1 protein-coding gene and 1 pseudogene are annotated in these 1,678 nt (G+C 69.8%); one reads left to right on the top strand and one right to left on the bottom strand.

Annotated elements, in window-relative coordinates:
* Positions 1-820, bottom strand: a pseudogene (locus ACFW2E_RS46435) (ATP-binding protein); the annotation flags it as partial.
* 485 nt (positions 821-1,305) lie between these two features.
* On the opposite strand from ACFW2E_RS46435, the gene ACFW2E_RS46440 reads away from it, so the two are divergent.
* Positions 1,306-1,668 (top strand): DUF1304 domain-containing protein, encoded by a 363-nt coding sequence (locus ACFW2E_RS46440; protein ID WP_384478099.1) that lies wholly within the window; start codon positions 1,306-1,308, stop codon positions 1,666-1,668.
* Positions 1,669-1,678 lie beyond the last annotated feature (10 nt).

The following is a 1,678-nucleotide window of genomic DNA, read 5'->3' on the forward strand; positions in this document are numbered from 1 at the left end:
CCATCAGTCCGCGCGCCACGGCGGGCAGCCGGCCGTGCTCACCCTGCATCTCGTGCAGGCGGCCACGGAGCTTGCTGGTCAGCACGTGGATGCGGTTGCCGATGCTGATCACGGCCTGTTCGGCGGAGGTCGAGCGGTTGAACTCCTCCTCGACGCCGATCAGGGAGGTCCGGAGGATCCTGCGGAGATCGGCCTGGAGGTCCACGTCGGTCTTCGCGGCCGGGTCCGTCGTGGGCAGCAGGTCGTCGATGGCGTCACCGGCCCGCAGCCGCTTCAGGGCGTCGGGCAGCTGCTCTTCGGCGAGCCGGGTGACGGCGGCCCGCTGGTGGACCGCCTGCTCCTGCCAGATCCCGGCCCGCTCGGTGAGCTGCGCCTCGAAGGAGTTGGCCTGGTCGGCCAGCCGCTCCTCGTACGCCCGGACGCGGTCGTCCAGTTGGGCCTCGTAGGCCGCCGTGGTCTCGCCGAGCCGGGCCTCGTAGGCGGCCGCCTGCTCGGCGAGCCGGGACTCCAGGGCGGCGCGCTCGGCACTGAAACTGCGTTCCAGGCCGACGACATGCTGCTGCCACTTCTGGGAGTGCTCGGCCTGCGAGGAGCGGAAGCTGCCCTCGGCGCGCAGGAGCTGCTTGCGCGAGCGGATCAGGAGCCGTACGCACACCGAGCCGGCGGCGGTCGCGGCGGCGCCGACGACGGCGGCGGTTATTCGCTCGGAGCTCATGAACGTGGCGGCAACCGTGCCGCCTCCTAAGGCCAGCGGCATCAGCCACCAGCTGTACCAGGCGACAGGGGCCCGCGCCGCCGGTGGCGGAGTGGCGAGTTCCATCTGCATCCTTCGAAAGCAACACGATCGAAAAAGGGGGGGGTGTGCAAAGGCCGCACTCATGAGTACGCACTACGGGCCGATGCCATCACTGAGGCGTCAACTCGCAGTGCCGGAATGGAGCTTATCGGGTCCGGGCCCGAACTGATCAACCGCGAGAGGTCACGGAGGTGAGGGTTCCGTCACTCTCCGGCAGGTGCCGCAAATCGACAAACACCCTTACAGACCAGGGGACTTGCAGACACACCCCTTGTCACGTCGTGACAGTCGGAGCAGGGGTGGCCGTCCTCCGTTGATGAGCCGTCGCGCGTTGCCCGCCGGTGTCGTCACAGCTGCGGCCCTGGTCGACGGGGGGCTGCCGCCCCACCGCGCGCTGGGCGCCTTCGGCGAGGCACTGTTCCTGCACCCGGACGAGCCCCCCATGGCTTCCTGGACATCCGTCCAGCTATATTGGACACCTGTCCAAGAGCCTGAGGAGTCCGCCGATCATGGGAATAGTGGCGAACGTGCTGGTCGGCCTGGTGGCCGCGCTGCACGCGTACATCCTGGTCCTGGAGATGTTCCTGTGGGAGAAGAAGCCGGGCCGCGGGCTGCACGGCTTCGGCCCCGAGCTGGCGCGGGCGACCGCGCCGCTCGCCGCCAATCAGGGGCTCTACAACGGCTTCCTGGCGGCGGGTCTGGTGTGGGGACTGCTCGCCGCCGACCCGACCGGGTTCGGTGCGCGGGTGTTCTTCCTGTCGTGCGTGGTGGTCGCGGGCGTGTTCGGTGCACTGACGGCCAACCGCCGCATCCTGTTCGCGCAGGCGCTGCCCGGTGCGCTCGCGCTGACCGCGGTCGTGTTCGCCCGGTGACCGGGACGGC

The organism is Streptomyces sp. NPDC058964, assembly GCF_042741275.1.
GTDB lineage: Bacteria > Actinomycetota > Actinomycetes > Streptomycetales > Streptomycetaceae > Streptomyces.